General features: G+C 62.9%; 16 protein-coding genes and 1 pseudogene. 13 read left to right on the forward strand and 4 right to left on the reverse strand.

Features of this window, described 5'->3' with window-relative positions; all coding sequences use genetic code 11:
* Nucleotides 1-3 precede the first annotated feature (3 nt).
* The 8 genes and pseudogenes from BP846_RS02365 to BP846_RS02400 all read left to right on the forward strand — a co-directional run bounded on the left by BP846_RS02365 (nucleotide 4) and on the right by BP846_RS02400 (nucleotide 6,857).
* Nucleotides 4-1,182 carry a DUF362 domain-containing protein gene (locus BP846_RS02365; protein ID WP_292392446.1) on the forward strand — a complete coding sequence of 393 codons (1,179 nt, stop codon included), beginning with the start codon at nucleotides 4-6 and terminating at the stop codon, nucleotides 1,180-1,182.
* A gap of 50 nt (nucleotides 1,183-1,232) precedes the next feature.
* Nucleotides 1,233-1,597, forward strand: a pseudogene (locus tag BP846_RS02370) (HIT family protein).
* Nucleotides 1,598-1,754: 157 nt separating this feature from the next.
* Nucleotides 1,755-3,659 (forward strand): NADH-quinone oxidoreductase subunit L, encoded by a 1,905-nt coding sequence (locus tag BP846_RS02375; protein WP_292392447.1) that lies wholly within the window; start codon nucleotides 1,755-1,757, stop codon nucleotides 3,657-3,659.
* Nucleotides 3,656-4,519 carry a respiratory chain complex I subunit 1 family protein gene (locus BP846_RS02380; RefSeq protein ID WP_292392448.1) on the forward strand — a complete coding sequence of 288 codons (864 nt, stop codon included), beginning with the start codon at nucleotides 3,656-3,658 and terminating at the stop codon, nucleotides 4,517-4,519. Before BP846_RS02375 ends, BP846_RS02380 begins: the two co-directional genes overlap by 4 nt.
* Before the next feature lie 5 nt (nucleotides 4,520-4,524).
* Complete coding sequence (locus tag BP846_RS02385) at nucleotides 4,525-5,007, forward strand: NADH-quinone oxidoreductase subunit B family protein (protein WP_292392449.1); 483 nt, start codon at nucleotides 4,525-4,527, stop codon at nucleotides 5,005-5,007.
* The gene (locus tag BP846_RS02390) at nucleotides 5,007-5,387 is read left to right on the forward strand and encodes an NADH-quinone oxidoreductase subunit C (protein WP_292392461.1); all 381 of its coding nucleotides are present in this window, start codon (nucleotides 5,007-5,009) and stop codon (nucleotides 5,385-5,387) included. Before BP846_RS02385 ends, BP846_RS02390 begins: the two co-directional genes overlap by 1 nt.
* Complete coding sequence (locus BP846_RS02395; protein ID WP_292392450.1) at nucleotides 5,372-6,451, forward strand: nickel-dependent hydrogenase large subunit; 1,080 nt, start codon at nucleotides 5,372-5,374, stop codon at nucleotides 6,449-6,451. The genes BP846_RS02390 and BP846_RS02395 overlap by 16 nt, the downstream gene beginning before the upstream one ends.
* Nucleotides 6,452-6,458: 7 nt before the next feature.
* Entirely contained in the window at nucleotides 6,459-6,857 is a 399-nt protein-coding gene (locus BP846_RS02400) for a 4Fe-4S dicluster domain-containing protein (RefSeq protein ID WP_292392451.1), read from the forward strand.
* Between the two features lie 532 nt (nucleotides 6,858-7,389).
* Here BP846_RS02400 and BP846_RS02405 read toward each other — a convergent pair.
* Nucleotides 7,390-8,760: a dihydrolipoyl dehydrogenase family protein gene (locus BP846_RS02405; RefSeq protein ID WP_292392452.1), complete on the reverse strand. Its 1,371-nt coding sequence runs from the start codon at nucleotides 8,758-8,760 to the stop codon at nucleotides 7,390-7,392.
* A gap of 111 nt (nucleotides 8,761-8,871) precedes the next feature.
* Entirely contained in the window at nucleotides 8,872-9,618 is a 747-nt protein-coding gene (locus BP846_RS02410) for a YkgJ family cysteine cluster protein (protein ID WP_292392453.1), read from the reverse strand.
* Between the two features lie 132 nt (nucleotides 9,619-9,750).
* Here BP846_RS02410 and BP846_RS02415 point away from each other — a divergent pair, with 132 nt between their 5' ends.
* Both BP846_RS02415 and BP846_RS02420 read left to right on the forward strand, forming a co-directional pair.
* The gene (locus BP846_RS02415; protein ID WP_292392454.1) at nucleotides 9,751-10,719 is read left to right on the forward strand and encodes a calcium/sodium antiporter; all 969 of its coding nucleotides are present in this window, start codon (nucleotides 9,751-9,753) and stop codon (nucleotides 10,717-10,719) included.
* A 93-nt stretch (nucleotides 10,720-10,812) separates the two neighbouring features.
* A complete protein-coding gene (locus BP846_RS02420; RefSeq protein ID WP_292392455.1) occupies nucleotides 10,813-12,726 on the forward strand; it encodes a beta-propeller domain-containing protein in 1,914 nt (637 codons plus the stop codon).
* A gap of 18 nt (nucleotides 12,727-12,744) precedes the next feature.
* On the opposite strand, the gene BP846_RS02425 is transcribed toward BP846_RS02420, so the two are convergent.
* On the reverse strand, nucleotides 12,745-13,080 hold the full coding sequence (locus BP846_RS02425; RefSeq protein ID WP_292392456.1) for a cupin domain-containing protein: 336 nt from the start codon (nucleotides 13,078-13,080) through the stop codon (nucleotides 12,745-12,747).
* 268 nt (nucleotides 13,081-13,348) lie between these two features.
* On the opposite strand from BP846_RS02425, the gene BP846_RS02430 reads away from it, so the two are divergent.
* The 3 genes from BP846_RS02430 to BP846_RS02440 all read left to right on the forward strand — a co-directional run bounded on the left by BP846_RS02430 (nucleotide 13,349) and on the right by BP846_RS02440 (nucleotide 15,028).
* Complete coding sequence (locus tag BP846_RS02430) at nucleotides 13,349-13,540, forward strand: type II toxin-antitoxin system HicB family antitoxin (protein ID WP_292392457.1); 192 nt, start codon at nucleotides 13,349-13,351, stop codon at nucleotides 13,538-13,540.
* Nucleotides 13,537-13,770 carry a type II toxin-antitoxin system HicA family toxin gene (locus tag BP846_RS02435; RefSeq protein WP_292392458.1) on the forward strand — a complete coding sequence of 78 codons (234 nt, stop codon included), beginning with the start codon at nucleotides 13,537-13,539 and terminating at the stop codon, nucleotides 13,768-13,770. Before BP846_RS02430 ends, BP846_RS02435 begins: the two co-directional genes overlap by 4 nt.
* A 139-nt stretch (nucleotides 13,771-13,909) precedes the next feature.
* The gene (locus BP846_RS02440) at nucleotides 13,910-15,028 is read left to right on the forward strand and encodes a TIGR04084 family radical SAM/SPASM domain-containing protein (RefSeq protein ID WP_292392459.1); all 1,119 of its coding nucleotides are present in this window, start codon (nucleotides 13,910-13,912) and stop codon (nucleotides 15,026-15,028) included.
* A 38-nt stretch (nucleotides 15,029-15,066) separates the two neighbouring features.
* On the opposite strand, the gene BP846_RS02445 is transcribed toward BP846_RS02440, so the two are convergent.
* Complete coding sequence (locus BP846_RS02445) at nucleotides 15,067-15,852, reverse strand: hypothetical protein (protein ID WP_292392460.1); 786 nt, start codon at nucleotides 15,850-15,852, stop codon at nucleotides 15,067-15,069.
* Between the last annotated feature and the right edge of the window lie 177 nt (nucleotides 15,853-16,029).

A 16,029-nucleotide genomic window follows, 5' to 3' on the forward strand; every position in this document is an offset into this window, starting at 1 on the left:
AGGGTGCAGCCGGCCGGGCGGGACGCGACCGTCGCCGTCGTCAGGTGCGACGGCTATGGGCGGGACGAGATCGAGGCGGCCGTCCGCCGCGCGGTCGATCTTCTCGGCGGCACCGGGAAGTTCGTATCGCCGGGACAGAGGATCCTCCTCAAACCGAACCTCCTGCAGGGGCAGGAGCCGGAACGGTGCGTCACCACCCACCCGGCGGTCGTCGCTGCCGTCGCCCGGCTCCTCGGGGAGCACGGGTGCCGGGTCGTCATCGGCGACAGCCCCGGGGCAGGGATCGTCTACAGCGAAGCGAACCTGCGACGGGCATACACGCGCACCGGGTACGCGGCGGTGGCGGAGGAGACCGGCGCCGCCCTGAACTACGATACCAGTTTTCAGACCGTCCCATTCCCGGAGGGTGAGGTGATGAAGCAGTTCTCCATCATCACCCCGGCAGTCGCGGCAGACGCTATCGTGGTCGTCTCCAAAGCGAAGACCCACATGTGGACCCGGATGACCGGCGCGACAAAGAACCTCTTCGGGCTCATTCCGGGGCTCGAGAAGCCGATCTTCCACTTTCGGTTCCGGGACGAGTACGCCTTCGGGAGGATGCTCCTCGACCTCAACGAGTGCATGAAGCCCCGGCTCCAGATCGTCGACGCGGTCATGGCGATGGAGGGGGACGGCCCCCAGGACGGCAGCCCGAGAAAGATCGGGGTGATCCTCGCCGGAAGCGACCCCTCAGCCGTGGACACCGTCCTCGCGCGGCTCATCGGCATGGACCCGCTCGAGATCGGGAGCATCAGGAGCGCAGCCGGGCGCGGCCTGGTCGATCCCGGGGCCGTCCGGACGGTCGGCGACGACCCTGCCGACTTCGCGGTCCCGGACTTCCGGAAACCCTCAACCTACGCCGGGGGTGGGACAGGGGTCTGGCGACGGGTGGTCCTCGCCGTCGTCCAGCGGTTCGGGAAGACCTATGCCCCCCGGCCCGGCGTGGTCGCTCCGGCATGCATCGGCTGTCGGAAGTGCGAACGGATCTGCCCGGTGCACGCGATCACCGTCACGGAAGGCCGGGCGACGATCGACCTTGCGCGTTGCATCCGGTGCTACTGCTGCCACGAGATGTGCACCGAGCACGCCATCACCCTCTCCCGAAGCCTCACCGGGAAACTCCTCGCCCGCCTTCTCGGGTGAGAGGGGGCGGGCCAAAACAATCATAGTCGATCGGGAGAAGAGCAGAGGCCATGCCATGCCCGTTCTGCAACCCTGCCCCGGAGGATATCGTGACGGCAAACGACCTCTGCTACGCCCGCTATGACATCAACCCGGTCAGCCCCGGCCACCTGCTCGTCATACCGTTTCGACATGTGGCGAGTTACTTCGATACGACTGACGAAGAGCGAATGGCGCTTGCCCGGCTCATCGATGACTGCAGGGCGACGACCGACCAAAAACTGCATCCCGACGGCTACAACATCGGCGTCACGTTGGGGAGGTCGCGGGGCAGAACGTGATGCATGTTCACATCCATTTCATACCGCGTTACCGGGGCGATACAGGACAGGCGGGAGGAGGCGTGCGGTGCGTGATACCGCACAGGCCCGGGTGACGGTGAAGACCTCGCCTCCGGGAATGAGATCCGGCGGAATCCCGCCCAACCGCCCGGCGCGGAGCCGGCACCGGGTATACGTCGGCCGATACCCCGGGTGCCTATTTGGAATGATTAATTATGTAAGTAAGGCATAACTACCCTACGAGGGACTTTAGTGCAGACGCTGCTCTTCCTAATACTATTTCCCATCCTCGCCGCATGTCTTTTATTGTTCGTGAAACGGACGACGTTGCGGTACGCGGTGGTCACCCTCTCCGCTCTCTTCATCGGCGGGGCATCGATATACCTGCTCATCCGGTATGCGTTCGGGGACGCGGTCTACTTTGCCGCGCCCTCGGAGGGGGCCAGTATGGCCATGGTGGCCATCGAGATGGTGCTCGCGCTCTTCATCATCTACATGGGCGCAAAGTTCAGGAACTACCTGGCAATCGTGCTGGCCGTCGTTCAGGCGGCGCTGGTGGTATACCTCGAGATATCGTTCCCGGGGAGCCTTCATGCGGTCAACAACCTCTTCGTCGACCAGCTCTCCATCATCATGGCCCTGATCATAGGGATCATCGGGAGCCTCATAGCCGTATACGCGGTCAGGTACATGGAGACGTATCACCACCATCATCCGGAGGTGCGCAACCGGCAGGGGATGTTCTTCTTCGTCATCTTCGCCTTCCTCGCCGCTATGTTCGGCCTCGTCTTCTCCAATAACCTCATGTGGGTCTTCTTCTTCTGGGAAGTGACCACCATCAGCTCGTTTATGCTGATCGGCTACTCGGAGACCGAAGAGGCGACAAAGAACGCCTTCCGCGCCCTGGTGATGAACCTCCTCGGCGGGGTCGCGTTCGTCGTGGCACTCATCTTCCTTGCCGCAACCGAACCGACGAGCGGGGGCATCGATCTCGCCCGGGTGCTTGCATCCGGGGACGCGGCCGTCATCCTGATCCCGGCGGTGTTGATTGGATTTGCCGGCATAACGAAGGCCGCGCTGATGCCCTTCTCCTCCTGGCTCCTCGGGGCAATGGTGGCCCCAACCCCGGTCTCGGCCCTGCTCCACTCGAGCACCATGGTCAAGGCCGGCGTCTACATCCTGGTCAGGTTCGCGCCGGTCTTTGCCGGGACGTTTGCCGGATTCTCCGTCGGCCTCGTCGGCGGTGTGACCTTCGTCGTCGCATCCGCGATCGCTATATCGCAGAGTGACGCGAAATCGGTCCTTGCCTACTCGACGATCGCAAACCTTGGGCTGATAGCCGCATGTGCGGGCGTCGGGACCTACATGCTCGTCTGGGCAGCCATCCTCTTGATCATCTTCCACGCCGTCGCGAAGTCGCTCCTCTTCCTCGGGACCGGGGCGATCGAGCACCGGATCGGGAGCCGCAACATCGAGGATATGGAGGGCCTGATCGTCCGTATGCCGAAGATGGCGGTGATGATGTTCATCGGGATAGCGGGGATGTTCCTTGCGCCGTTCGGTATGCTGATATCCAAGTGGGCAGCAATCGAGGCATTCGTTCAGGTCCCCTTCGGCCTGATCTTCATCGCCATCCTCGCCTACGGAAGCGCCGTCACAGTCTTTTTCTGGGCGAAGTGGATGGGCAAACTCGTCGCGGTCACCCGGAACGTGGAGCGGGTCGAGAAAGGGTTCCTGGAGGAGCCCTGGGCTCCCCTCTACATCATCACCGGCCTCGTGATAGCTGCTGTCTTCCTCTTCCCGGTCATATCCTCAACGCTGATTGAGCCCTACGTCCTTGCCATCTACGGGGCTACGGCACGCCTCGCACAGGCGAACGTCGGCATCATGCTCCTGATGATGGCCCTGCTCCTGGTGCTCCCGGTATCGTTCTTCCTCTTCCGGAGGACCGCAAAGCACCTCCCGGTCTACATGGGGGGGAGGCCCGCGACGCCGGACCTGCACTTCGCAGGATCCCTCGGCCTGACCCGGGAGGTCCAGACACGGAACTACTACCTCACCGAATACTTCGGCGAGGCAAAGCTCTTCCGCCCAGGAGCGGTGGTCTGCACCGTCCTGATCCTTGCATCGTGGATACTCGCGGGGGTGGCCCTATGAACGGGCTTATCGGTGCAGTCCTCTTCCTCATCCTTGCGCCCATCGCCGGCGGCCTCATCGCCGGTATCGATCGAAAGATCACCGCGAGGATGCAGGGGAGGGTCGGGCCGCCGCTCCTGCAGCCCTTCTACGACGTCGGCAAGCTCTTCGAGAAGGAGAACGTCGTCGTCACCACGGCGCAGAACTTCTACGTCCTCGCCTACCTGGTCTTCATCGCCCTCTCCGGCGCGCTCTTCTTCGCGGGAGGGGACCTGCTCTTAATCATATTTGCCTTCACGCTCGCCCACGTCTTCCTGGTGCTCGGGGCCTACGCGGTCCACTCGCCCTACAGTCACATCGGGGCCGAGCGTGAACTGATCCAGGTGATGGCCTACGAGCCGATGATCATCCTTGCGGCCGTCGGGCTCTACATGGTCGGTGGGAGTTTCTACGTCGCCGATATCGCCGCCGCGACCGTGCCGGCCATCCTCTACCTCCCGGGCGTCTTCCTCGGCTTTGCCGTCATTCTCACGATCAAACTCAGGAAATCGCCCTTCGACATATCGACGTCGCACCACGCGCACCAGGAGATCGTCAAGGGCATCACGACGGAGTTCTCGGGCTCAACGCTCGGCCAGGTCGAGATCGCTCACTGGTACGAGAACATCTTCCTCCTCGGGTTCGTCTACCTCTTCTTCAGCTGGAACCCTGTTATCGGGGTTGCTGCGGTCGCAGTCACCTACGTAGCGGAGATATTCGTCGATAACGTCACCGCACGGGTCCGCTGGCAGGCAGCACTGAAGAGCGGGTGGCTTGCGGCGGCGGTCCTCGGTCTCGTGAACCTGGCGATCCTCTCTTATATGACGATCGGGGGTGCATGAGTACCATGGCATTCCTGAAGCGATCACCCTGGATCCTTCATTACGATGCATCCAGTTGCAACGGGTGCGATATCGAGGTGCTTGCATGCCTCACACCGCTCTACGACGTGGAGCGGTTCGGCATCATCAACACCGGAAACCCGAAGCACGCAGATATCCTGCTGATCACCGGCGGGATCAACTCGCAGAACCGGCCGGTTGTCAGGAACCTCTACGAGCAGATGCCTGAGCCGAAAGTAGTCGTTGCGATCGGCGCCTGCGCCGCAACCGGCGGCATATTCCGGGAGTGCTACAACATCGCAGGAGGCGTCGACAAGGTTATCCCCGTCGACGTCTACGTCCCGGGGTGTGCAGCCCGGCCGGAGCAGATCATCGACGGTGTTGTGAAGGCGCTCGGTATCCTCGAGGAGAAGCGGGAGAAGATGACCGGGAAAGCAGAGATCAAGGAAGGAGCGCGACATGCGGCAGAGGCAGGTGAGGGGACATGATGACGATGAATGAAGAGCAGACAACAACCAGCGTCGCGCTGGAGGACCTCGTAGGGGAGGTCGGAAGGCTCCATGACGGCGGATACCGCCTTGTCCAGATCGGGTGCACGGATATCGGGGGATCTTACGAGATCAACTACTCGTTCGATAAGGACTACCAGTTCAAGAACCTCCGTCTGACGGTCGGGCCGGAGGCGGAGGTCCCGAGCATATCCGGTATATACTGGGGAGCGTTCGTCTACGAGAACGAGATGCACGACCTCTTCGGTATCCCGGTGACCGGGATCAACATCGACTTTCAGGGGACGTTCATCAAGACAGCGGAGAAGTATCCGTTCAGCGTCACAAGGAGGGGGGGCGACCGATGCCGAAACGCATAGTCGTGCCGTTTGGGCCGCAGCACCCGGTGCTGCCGGAACCGATCCACCTCGACCTCGTCCTCGAGGACGAGTTAGTGGTGGACGTGGTTCCCTCCATCGGCTACATCCACCGGGGGCTCGAGCAGCTTGTACAGAAGCGCGAGTTCACCGAGTACGTCTACGTGGCGGAACGGATCTGCGGGATCTGCAGTTTCATGCACGCGCTCTGCTACTGCCAGGGCATCGAGCATATCATGAAGGTCGAGGTTCCGGACCGGGCGAAGTATCTCCGGACGATCTGGTCGGAGTGTTCGCGTCTCCACTCCCACCTCCTCTGGCTCGGGCTCTTCGCGGATGGGATGGGCTTTGAGAACCTCTTCATGCGGTCCTGGCAGCTCCGGGAGAGCGTTCTTGATGTGCTCGAGGACACCACCGGCGGCCGGGTCATCCAGGGCACCTGCAAGGTCGGCGGGATCAGGCGCGATATCGGACAGGAGAAACTCGATGAGATGCACCGGGCACTCGACCCGTTTGAGCAGCAGTGCCGGGACCTCGGCGACGTCTTCTTGAACGATGAGACAGTGAAGTACCGTCTCCAGGGGCTCGGAGTCATATCAAAGGACGAGGCATACACCCTCGGTGCGGCGGGGCCAACTCTCCGGGGGAGCGGGGTCGCGGTGGACCTCCGGGAGACCGGCTACGCTGCCTACGGTGACCTCGGCTTTAAACCGATCGTCGAGACCGCCGGGGACTGCTACGCCCGGTGCGCCGTCCGGGTTAAGGAGGTCTACGCCTCCATCGACCTGATCCGGCGGGCGATCGACGGGATACCCGAAGGACCGCTCGACGTGAAGGTGAAGGGAGCGCCGGACGGCGAGTACTTCTCCCGCGTGGAGCAGCCGCGGGGCGAGGTCGTCCACTACCTGCGGGGCGACGGCACCAAGCATCTCGCCCGGGCCAGGATCAGGACGCCGACGCTCGCGAACATCCCGGCGCTCGTGAAGATGCTCCCGGGCGCGCAGCTCGCCGATGTCCCGGTCGTTGTCCTCTCGATCGACCCCTGCATCAGCTGCACGGAGAGGTGAGGCCGGCATGGGATACTTTGAGATGACAAGAACGGTTCTCCGGAACCTTGTGCGGGGACCGGCCACCCGGCAGTATCCGGCAGTCCCGGCACGGACAGGCCCCTTCACCCGGGGACACGTCACCTTCGACCCCACCACGTGCCGCTCCTGCGGCCTCTGCTCGCGGCGGTGCCCGTGTGAGGCGATCCGCATCGAGAAGGAGGAGAAGGTCTGGGAGATCGACCGGATGCGGTGCGTCGCCTGCGGCGACTGTGTCGAGGGCTGCCCGTTCGGGAGCCTCACGATGGAGCCGGAGTACTTCCCGCCGGTGGTGGAGCATGTGGTGGAGCGCCACACCATCACCTACGTGAAGCCCGAGAAACCCGAGAAGAAGCCGAAGGAAGAGAGCGCCGGCACGGGCGCGTAAAAGGGGACCGGGATTTTAGAACCCCGGCGGTATCTTTTTTCTTGTGAATGACCGGCAAGAGCGTTAGCGGTCTACGGGAGTTTGCGCACCGCGAGGTGTGATTGCGACTGCCGAAACGACTGAAACTATGAGAAAACCCGGTACAGTGGGCCGTGGGGGTATCGCCATAGGGGAAGGGGCTGACGGGGAGAAGGTCTCCCCATTGGCGCTAACGTACCATCCGGGTGCCATTGCATTCCTGTTGAGGCGGGTGAGGTTCAACAACAGTTGAACCCCCCGCCTCTTCGCTCCGGACGATCGGCATCGGGGGGCACGCCCGGGCACCGCCCCCGCGCCTCAGGGGGCGGGGTGGGGGGACGGAGAGTACCGCCGTGTGCGGAGAGGGGGTCTCCCCCTCTCCTGTCCCCACCCCCGACACGATAATGGATGGAAAGCCGTGCATGGGGTCTGTAACAGACAAAACCTGCCGAGTTGTGGATACGAGAGGGCTCCACGTGAGCACTGGAGGCGCAAGATATCACCCCGCATCCTCTCACTTCCGCGCGAGCGGGTGAACCATGTGGATGATGTCGTAGGTGTTGCTCGGGTAGGCCCATGGGATGGCGTCGAGCGCGAGATCGTCCGCCGTCAGGTTGTGCCTGATCGCGAGGGCGAAGACGTTGATCACCTCCTCGGCGTGGTGCCCGATGAGGTGAGCCCCGAGGATCCGGCGGGAACCACGCTCGATCAGGAGTTTGTAGCGGGAATGCTTCTCACCGATGCTCCGGTTCGTGAAGCGGCCTGAGAGGTCTCCGGCGTGGACGATGCAGGGTATCCCTCTCTCCTTCGCTGCCTCTTCCGTGAGCCCGACGGAGGCGAGGGGCGGCGTCGTGAAGACGGCGCTCGGGACGACGGAGTAGTCCGCGACCCGTGCATTACCGTTTCGGATGTTGTCGACGACGATATGGGCATCCATCACCGCCACCGGCGTCAGCTGCGGGCTTGTCGGGTTTGCGTCCCCGGCCACGTAGACAGCGGGGTTTGAGACGCTCTGGAGGTATTCGTTGACCCGGATTCCCCGCCGGTCGGTCTCGATCTTCCCGGCCGCGAGGTCAAGATGCTCGATCGCGGAGACCCTGCCGGCACCGTGAACGGCCATATCCGCCTCGAAGATCTTCTCTTTCCCCTCCTTCCCGGCTCGCACCAGAAGACCGTCGGCGTTCTTCTCGATCGAGAGAAGCGGCATATTCACCTGCACGTCGATTCCGATCTCTTCCGACGCCAGCACCAACCGGTCGACGATATCGGGGTCAAATCCCGAAAGCACTCGCCCGCTCCGCTGGAGGATGGTCACCGCCGCCCCGGCCCTGGCGGCCACGTGGGCGAACTCAAACGATATGTAGCCCCCGCCGATGAAGACGATCCGCTCCGGGAGCGCCTCGAGGGAGAAGAAGTCGTCGCTTGATGTCATGAGGTCCGCACCCGGGACACCGAGCGGCCGGGGGTGTGCGCCGGTGGCGATCACGATGTACCGGGCCGTGAGCGTGTCGCCGCCGACCGCCACCCGGTCCGGGCCGGTAAAGCGGGCAGGTCCGTAGTAGGTCTGGACTCCCACCTTCCGGAAGCGCTCCTCCTTCCGCCGGGGAACGGGATCGGTGAACGTGTGCTCGAAGGCGACGAGTCGCGGCCAGTCGATAGATACCTCCCCCCGGATACCGTTCCCCTGCTGATCGCGGACGCGCGCTACCACCTCGGCGGCGCCGACAAGCACCTTCTTCGGGACGCAGCCCCGCAGGGCGCACGTCCCCCCGTACTCCTGCTGATCGGTGATCGCGACCTCCATACCGGCATCCCCGCAGTGCCAGGCGATGTCGGAACCGGCGACCCCGGTCCCGATAACGACGACATCATACTCCCGCTCCATAATGGTGCTCCGGTGGCCGCAGACCGGCATAAAGGTTTACCCGGGAGAGGAAGAGGACGTGCAACCTCCCACAAGCATGCCGGAGAGTCCTTTGAAAAAACGGGGGCCCTGTCACTCGTACAGGCTACGGGTGACCCGGTGCGGGTGAAATCGCCCGCGGTGGAAGACCCGGACCTCGACCTCGGCGCCCTTGCGGAAGTCCCGCATCAGGAGGTCGTAGGTCCGCCGGACGTAGCGCAGTCCTTCCCGGGCAAAGAGGTCCCGGAGGGCTCTCCGGAACCGGATCTCCTGGTCGAGGAACGCCGCCTCGTATGCCCGGGTCTCCTGGGCGATACGGGCGCATTCAGCATCGTCGATCGGGTTGTTGTAGCACCCGTGCTCGTTCAGGCCGCCGATCTGCCGCCAGTCGATGGCGCCCGTCTCATCGGCCTCCCGGTGGAGCATGTAGGGGTAGACCCGGCAGATGGAGAACCGCCGGTCGTATATACTGCACCTGCCGCCTTCGAGGAATACGCAGGACCCGTCCGGCCCTGTCCGGAGAGCGTAGCCGGAGACGTAGAACCGCCCCTCCTGGTCGCAGGCGTCGTAGTCGGGCGCCGGGATGAGGGCGTCAGCCGAGAATGAGCGGGCCCGATCGGCGTCCTCCTCCAGCAGGAAGACATGCCCGTTGAACTCCCGGGTGCAGCACCGGCCGCAGCAGTCGCAGGAGAACCCCACGTCACGGATGGTATCAATGAACTCCTCCTCAGGGAAGAGGAGAAGATTCTTGCGTTCCTGCTCAAGGGCATCAATCTGTTCGTCGAACGAGAGCGTAAGCAACGGCCTCCATATCGTGAAGTCCGGCACGAATGCCGGCATTGGTATCCTCAGGTATTGGACGGGAAGAGGGATATGCCCTTCGTCCGCAGTATAACTGTTCCGGCAGGAAGGGGCGGAATCCCGTGCAATCACCGCCCGGGAGCCGGGATTCGGAAACGTATTAGAAGATTCATGCCCAACGAATATCATCACATCCGAGACATCCCCATGATAACGACGTTCATCATATTCATCGTCGGCATAGCGCTCCTCCTGAAAGGGGCCGACCTCTTCGTAGGCGGCGGAAGCGGTCTCGCCCTCCGTCACAGCATCTCCCCGGCCCTGATCGGGTCCACGATCATAGCGTTCGGCACATCCCTCCCGGAGCTCGTCGTCAGCACGAACGCCGCGGCCACGGGAAATACTGCTATCGCGCTCGGGAACGTTCTCGGAAGCAATATAGCAAACATAGCCCTCGTCCTGGCGCTCTGCACCCTCATCCGACCGGGTATGGTCGCCACATCGGGGACATCGCGCTCCGCGCTCATCCGACATGCCGCACTGATGCTCGTTGCGACGGGGGTGTTCGCCCTGCTCGCCGTGAGAGGCACGCTCGACGCCCTGGCGGGGGTGGTGCTCCTCATCCTCTTTGCGGTCATCCTCACCCTTCTCCTGCGGGAGCGCCGCGAGGAGGATGCTGTCCACATCAAGTCGCACGGGTGGGCCGATGCCCTCTACATCGGCCTCGGGCTCGTCGCCGTCATCGTCGGGGCCCAGCTGGTCGTCACCGGCGCCGTCACGTTCGCGGAGGCCTTCGGAATCCCGGCCTTCGTCATCGGCCTCTCGGTCGTCGCCGTCGGCACATCGCTCCCGGAGCTCGCGACGTCCCTCGTGGCCGCCATCAGGGACGAGGGCGCCATATCCGTCGGCAACATACTCGGGAGCAACATATTCAACCTCCTCCTGGTCCTCGGTATAAGCCTCCTCCTCGCCCCGGTCACCATCGGGTCGTTTGCCGATGTCATCGCCGTCGTCCTCTTCTCGGCCGCGATCCTCCCCCTGCTCTTTGCCCGCCCGGCCTTCGTCCGGGGCTGGTCAGCCCTCCTGCTCGTCGGCTACGCCGCCTACATCGCCTGGATCTTCGGGGCGGCACCCGGGTGACGGGCTCCGGCGGAAGACTTCGAAAATATTCGTAGGTTACGCAAAGATGATGCATCGAGGCGTGCATCTCCCTCTATCAAGAGGTGAACGGGTATGGGGAACTGGAAACTGGTGACAGTCGTCGCTCTCGGGTGTCTCGTGGTCGCCGCGATCATCGGGACCGCCCTCGCGTCGGAAGACGCCGGGACGGAGACCCTGGGGGACTTAGAGAAATTCGGATCAGAGAAGGAACTCAAGGCGTTCTTAAAGGAGCACGCGCAGCAAGGGTGGAACGACGGCATCTATCCCCGGGCTCCGGGGGGTGCCGGGCAGGAGGCCAGCACGGGTGCACCGGCGCCGGCGGCGACCGCCGCCCCGACCGCCGCACGCGACTACTCCACGACAAACGTGCAGGTCGAGGGTGTGGACGAGGCCGACTTCTTGAAGAACGACGGGAGGTACATCTATATCATCTCAGGAGGGATGCTCGGGATCGTGGAGGCGTTCCCGGCAAAGACAGCAAAGATTGTCTCCGAGACACGGATAGACGGGCGCCCGACGGCGCTCTTCCTCGCCGGTGACCGCCTGGTGGTCTTCGCCGTCGCAGAGGAGGAGGATATGACCACCCCGGAGGGAAGCGTAACACCGGTCCCGATCTGGCGAACGGTGACGCATGCCTACGTCTACGCGGTCGGCGACCGGGCAAACCCGGAGCTGCTCCGGACCCTGACCTTCACCGGCGACTACTATGACGCGCGGATGGTCGGGGACTATATCTATACACTCACGCGGGAGTCTCCCGTCTGGGTGCGCGACGATATCGCCCTCCCTGAGGTGAGGGCAGGCGGCGCGGCGCCCATCCGGCCTGACATCTACCGCCCGAAAACTCCCATGCAGAGTTACATCTTCTACACCGCAACCTCCTTCTCCATAAGGAGCAATACGAGCGCCCCTGATGCCGAGACATTCCTCCTCGGCTACGACACCACCCTCTTTGCGTCGCAGGAGAACCTGTATGTCGGCTACCGGAACACCGGGACGGCGTACTCCTCCGGGACAGCACCAGAGAGTGCCGACGTCCGCGACCGGACGATCATCCACCGGTTTGCTATCGGAAAAGGGAAGATCGATTACCGGGCGATGGGCGAGGTTCCCGGACACCTCTTAAACCAGTTCTCGCTCGACGAGCACGCGGGGAACCTCCGGGTGGCGACGACCGTCGAAGGGTGGACGCGTGAGGGCTCTCTCCAGTACAACAACGTCTACATCCTCGATCCTGCGATGAAGACCATCGGGACGCTCGAACATATCGCGCCGGGCGAGAAGATATACGCCGCCCGGTTCGCCGGCGACCGGCTCTACCTGGTGACGTTCAAGCGGGTCGACCCCCTCTTCGTCATCGACCTCTCTGACCCGAAGCACCCGGGCATCCTCGGGAAACTGAAGATCCCGGGCTACTCCGACTACCTCCATCCCTATGACGCCGACCACATCATCGGCGTGGGGAAGGAGACAAACGAGAACGGGTGGGGCGGCGTCTCGGTAGGGGGCCTTAAGATCGCCCTCTTCGACGTCTCGGATGTGAACAATCCCAGAGAGGTCGACAGCGTCGTGATTGGCGAAGCCGGGACCGACTCCGAAGCACTCCGCGACCACAAGGCTTTCCTCTTTGCGGAGGAGAAAGACCTTCTTGTCATCCCCGTGAGCGAGATCAAGAGGGTGGAGAACCCGTCGTCGAGTTACCGCGGCTCCTACAGCACCACGACCTGGCAGGGCGCCTACGTCTACCAGGTGAGCCCGTCTTCCGGGTTCACCCTTGAGGGCACGGTCACCCACGCCGAGAAGGGTCCCTCCTACGCCTGGAACGCACCGGACGCGGTGCGGCGGTCGCTCTTCATGGACGAGACCCTCTACACGGTCTCACAGCGGAGCATCGTCATGACCGGGCTTGCCGACGGCAGCCGGGAGAGCGAGGTCTTCCTCCCCTACCGGGAGGAGGCCTACCCTCCCCCCTACCCGGTCTGGTGAGGGAGGAGAGCAGCCCGGTCAGGCGTGGATCATCGTCAGCATCATCTTGAAGCGGGTGACGGCGTGGACCGCGTGGGGCTTTTGTGCCGGCATGATGATCAGGTCACCCTCTTTCATCGGGTACTCGGTGCCCGTGATGGTGATGAGCGCCTCCCCGTCGAGGACCTGGAGGACGGCATCGTAGGGCGCGGTGTGCTCCGAGAGGCCTTCGCCCGCATCGAAGGCGAAGACCGTGATCGTGCCCGACTTCGTGTAGGCGAGCATCCGGCTGACGATCGAGCCCGGCTGGTAGGCGACGAGGTCCCTGGGGTCGATGATCTCTTCAGCGAGGTTCCCTTTTCTTGCTTCTGGCATAGGAGGCAGTTTCACCTGCAGGGTCTTCTGCTTTGTGCCGTCATGACGAGCCCCTCACTGGTGCGACCCCGGGGGGTGGCGGCGCCCGGCACAAGGTGTACTCATACCGCTCGAATTGCTCAAAGAACCATGACTTGCTCACCGTGAACTACCCAAATCTCCCTACGAGAAGAAGAGTATTATAGCAGGTTGATGAATTGTGTAGTAATTGAAGGTGATTTAATTGGCGAAGGTGCGACTAACAGTTCTGATCTGGGAAGAGGAAGGGGTGTACGTCTCAAAATGCCAGGAACTCGAGGTTGCCAGTTGCGGCGATACGCCGGAGGAGGCGCTCGACAATATCCGGGAAGCGATCGAACTCTACCTTGAAAATGCAAGGGAACTAGGGATATTGGAGGATCTTGAGCCGATCCTGACATCACGACATAAGTTCACCTCGGTCATCGAGGTCGAGGCATGACGAAGTTGCCTCTGGTCTCTTCCGAAGATGTCATAAGGAAACTGAGGGCGATTGGGTTCGACTATGCTCCTCATCGGGGAAAGGGAAGCCATGTCGCCCTCTACAAAATAGGGGACGATGGAAACAAACTGCTTGTTATTGTTCCCCGTCGCGACCCCGTTCCCAGGGGGACGCTCCTCTCGATCCTGAAGCAGGCCCGCCTTACAAAAGAAGAGTTTGTCGAGTTGTGAAACCCGGGGAGTGCCCCTTCCCCGCGATCCCCCTGCCGGGCGCCCAAAAAGCCCCGCCGAAACCCTCTACGAAACAGCGGGGGGGTCCCGTATCCTCACCTTTTTTTCATCCGGCCCCCCAAATAGTAAGAGACTTTCCGTGTACTATCACCTCATCCTGACCGACAACTGCAACCTCTGCTGCACCTACTGCCGGGGGAAGGCGTTCACCGTCGATCCTCCGGAACTGCCCGATATCGCCATCGACGAAGACCTCCCGGTGGACCTCGATGTCGATCTTCCCGACCTCTACCGGTTCCTCGAAAAGGACCCCGACGCCGTGCTGACCCTCTACGGCGGTGAACCCCTGCTCGCCATCGATCTCGTCCGCGATGTCGCCCGCGAAGCCCCGGTATCGGCGCTGATCCTGCACACCAACGGCACCCTCCTCGACCGTCTCGAACCCGCGACCGCGAACCGCTTCGACACGGTCCTGGTCTCAATCGACGGCCCCGAGAGGCTCACCGACGCCCACCGGGGGGAGGGGACGTTTGCCCGGGTTACTGGAAACCTCCGGAACCTCGTAGCGGGCGGTTTTGCCGGCGAGGTGATTGCCCGGATGACGGTGACCGAGGATACTGATATTGTTGAGGCCGTCCGCTACCTCACGGAGAACGACCGCTTCTCGTTTCCCGCCGTCCACTGGCAGATGGACGCGAACTTCTGGAACGATTACCATATGCGGGACTACGCCGCGTGGGTCAAGGAGAGTTACAACCCCGGCATCAGATCGCTCGTCACGTTCTGGGTGGAGACGATGCGGGCGGAAGGCCGGGTGCTCCGGTGGTATCCCTTCATGGACCCCATGCAGGACATGCTTTTATCACGGCCGAGCATGCTCCGGTGCGGGTGCGGCCACGCGAACTACAGCATCATGACCGACGGGCATATCGCCCCCTGTCCTATCATGGTCGGTATGAAGGACTACTATGTCGGGCACGTCGAGACCGCCGACCCGCTCCGCCTCCCGGTGACGACCGTGGGGGCCCCCTGCACGGAGTGCGGTCTCCTCGACTTCTGCGGCGGGCGGTGCCTCTACTCAAACATCACCCGCCCCTGGCCGGAAGATGGGCGGCGGGTCGTCTGCGGGACGGTGGAGAACCTTCATTCGGCGCTCTCGGCGGCACTCCCGGAGGTCCAGGCCCTCATGAATGCGGGAACGATCCGAATGGAGGACTTCGCCCACAGGAAGTACAACAGCTGCGAGATTATACCGTGAGGGAAGGGGCCGGGATATCCCGGATTCCCCGGGGATTCTTATTCCTCTCCGGCGTTCGCGAGGAGATTCTCTGCGCCCTCCACCATGGCACGCGCGGCCTTCGCCTTTGCCTTCACGACAGCATGGTCGCCGTCTTCGAGTGCCGCTTCCGCCTCATGGTAGAGGATCTCGGCCCGGTCCGTCCGCGCTCTGGGCTTCCTGACATCCCGCCCCTCGACGGCCGCAAGTTCGACCTCCTCCTGGACGGCGAGGAGGTCACCGTAGAGATCCTCTAAGAGTTCGCGCAACTCTTCGGTCCGGGCCTCGCCCTCTTCCCGCTTCTGCCGGCCACGTTCCCGGAGGGCCTCCCGGGCCTCCTCCTGCCCTTCGATGATCGCCTGGAGTTCGTTCTCCACGTCCCTGACCGCCTCCGCAAGCACTTCCGCAAACGCCGTCCGCTCCTCACGGGAGGACTCATAGCCGTCGTATGCCCCATACGCCCCACCGGCCGCCGCACCGCCGAGGACGTCGCCGATATCCCGATCGCCCCGGATGATGCCGCCGAGGAGACCGCCGAGGCCGGCCCCGGCGATGGCTCCCGCGAGCCCTTTTTTGACCTCCTTTCGCTCCCGGTCGACGGTATAACTCACCCGGACATTCTCCCGGTCAATAACGATCTCCATCTTTCCCTGCTCACCGGTATGCCGGATATCCATCCTCGAAGACGTATCCCCGATATTCTGGTGCGTGATCTCCGTGCCCCTGAGCGCGAGCTGCGACATCAGCCGCTCTACAAAATCCTGGTAAAGGGACGATACCCCCTGCCCATAGTAAATAAACGCCATACATACCTCCGTTCTGCCGTTGGATAGTAGAGGCTCCGGCATTATAGGATAAAAACCTTTTCAGGCGTGATTCACTTGAATATCAGCCTAAATACCGCTTGCCGAGAGAGAGCAACGTTCATCTCGAACGGGCAAGGAGACCCCCTGCGCAAGCTGGGGGAGGAATTGCCCGCAACA

The organism is Methanoculleus sp. UBA303 (assembly GCA_002501655.1).
Classification (GTDB): Archaea; Halobacteriota; Methanomicrobia; order Methanomicrobiales; family Methanoculleaceae; genus Methanoculleus.

Excerpts from the sequence above, each read along its gene's own strand:
- BP846_RS02415 (WP_292392454.1), top strand. The coding sequence starts at position 9,751 with ATGCCCAACGAATATCATCACATCCGAGACATCCCCATGATAACGACG.
- BP846_RS02420 (WP_292392455.1), top strand. The coding sequence starts at position 10,813 with ATGGGGAACTGGAAACTGGTGACAGTCGTCGCTCTCGGGTGTCTCGTG.
- BP846_RS02410 (WP_292392453.1), bottom strand. The coding sequence starts at position 9,618 with ATGCCGGCATTCGTGCCGGACTTCACGATATGGAGGCCGTTGCTTACG.
- BP846_RS02425 (WP_292392456.1), bottom strand. The coding sequence starts at position 13,080 with ATGCCAGAAGCAAGAAAAGGGAACCTCGCTGAAGAGATCATCGACCCC.
- BP846_RS02435 (WP_292392458.1), top strand. The coding sequence starts at position 13,537 with ATGACGAAGTTGCCTCTGGTCTCTTCCGAAGATGTCATAAGGAAACTG.
- BP846_RS02385 (WP_292392449.1), top strand. The coding sequence starts at position 4,525 with ATGGCATTCCTGAAGCGATCACCCTGGATCCTTCATTACGATGCATCC.
- BP846_RS02445 (WP_292392460.1), bottom strand. The coding sequence starts at position 15,852 with ATGGCGTTTATTTACTATGGGCAGGGGGTATCGTCCCTTTACCAGGAT.
- BP846_RS02395 (WP_292392450.1), top strand. The coding sequence starts at position 5,372 with ATGCCGAAACGCATAGTCGTGCCGTTTGGGCCGCAGCACCCGGTGCTG.
- BP846_RS02405 (WP_292392452.1), bottom strand. The coding sequence starts at position 8,760 with ATGGAGCGGGAGTATGATGTCGTCGTTATCGGGACCGGGGTCGCCGGT.
- BP846_RS02380 (WP_292392448.1), top strand. The coding sequence starts at position 3,656 with ATGAACGGGCTTATCGGTGCAGTCCTCTTCCTCATCCTTGCGCCCATC.
- BP846_RS02400 (WP_292392451.1), top strand. The coding sequence starts at position 6,459 with ATGGGATACTTTGAGATGACAAGAACGGTTCTCCGGAACCTTGTGCGG.
- BP846_RS02390 (WP_292392461.1), top strand. The coding sequence starts at position 5,007 with ATGACGATGAATGAAGAGCAGACAACAACCAGCGTCGCGCTGGAGGAC.